This window comes from Phyllobacterium sp. P5_D12 (genome assembly GCF_054049495.1).
Genome location: NZ_JBFUMG010000904.1, coordinates 1 through 1,221 on the forward strand (window position 1 = coordinate 1; position 1,221 = coordinate 1,221).

Annotated in this window: 1 protein-coding gene; it reads left to right on the plus strand. The window is 57.0% G+C overall.

Going from position 1 to position 1,221, the window contains the following annotated elements:
• Positions 1–21: 21 nt before the first annotated feature.
• Positions 22–1,221: sigma-54-dependent transcriptional regulator (locus tag ACXJ5O_RS27490; protein ID WP_457302675.1), on the plus strand; the 1,200-nt coding region annotated here is incomplete at its 3' end.

The following is a 1,221-nucleotide window of genomic DNA, read 5'->3' on the forward strand; positions in this document are numbered from 1 at the left end:
TCTTCCAAGGGTCGCCTGATCATGGATTTTCAGCCCAGTGTCGCTTTCGTTGACGATGATGATGATCTGCGCAATGCCAATCGCCAGACTCTGGAGCTCGCAGGTTTTACGGTGATGCCTTTTGCGGATGCGACGAGCGCCTTGCGCTTTTTGACACCGGATTTTGCCGGCGTTGTCGTCACTGACGTGCGCATGCCGAATATAGACGGTCTGGAATTGTTTCGCCGCCTGCACGCCATGGATGCCGATCTACCCGTCATCCTCATCACCGGCCACGGCGACATCGACATGGCGGTCGAGGCGATACAGGAAGGCGCCTATGATTTCATTGCCAAGCCCTATCCGGCGGATCGCCTTGTCCAGAGCATCCTGCGAGCGGTTGAAAAGCGACGGTTGGTCATGGAAAACCGCCAGCTGCGCCTCGCGCTTGAGACTTCCGATGACAATCTGCCGCTCATTGGCCAGACCCCTGTCATGCAGAACCTGCGCAAAACATTGCGCCACGTGGCCAATGCAGATGTCGACGTTTTGATTGCCGGTGAAACCGGTACCGGCAAGGAAGTAGCAGCTAGCCTGTTACATGAATGGAGCCGTCGCAAGCAAGGCAATTTCGTCGCGCTCAATTGCGGTGCGCTGCCGGAGACCGTGATCGAAAGCGAGCTGTTCGGTCATGAGGCTGGTGCATTTACTGGAGCGCAAAAGAAGCGTATCGGCCGCATTGAACATGCCGGTGGCGGCACACTGTTTCTCGATGAGATCGAAAGCATGCCGCTATCGACGCAGGTAAAATTCCTGCGCGTGCTTGAAACCCGCGAGATCACGCCGCTCGGCACCAATGAACATCGCCCGGTCGATTTGCGTGTTGTTGCAGCGGCAAAGGTAGATCTCGGCAGTCCGGAACAGCGCACGAATTTCCGCGAAGACCTTTTTTATCGCTTGAACGTCGTTACGATTTCGATCCCGCCTCTGCGCGAGCGTCGGGAGGATATTCCGCTCCTGTTCACGCATTTCCTGCAGCGCGCTGCTGCACGCTTCAAAAGCGAGCCGCCGGAGATGACCGGCGCGTTACGATCGCGCCTGATGGAACATGACTGGCCAGGCAATGTGCGCGAGCTTTCGCATTTTGCCGAACGGGTTGCGCTCGGGCTGGGCGAGTTGGAAAGCGAGAGACTCAGTCATACGACTAACATTGTAAACTTGCCCGAAGCGATGGAGCAGCAC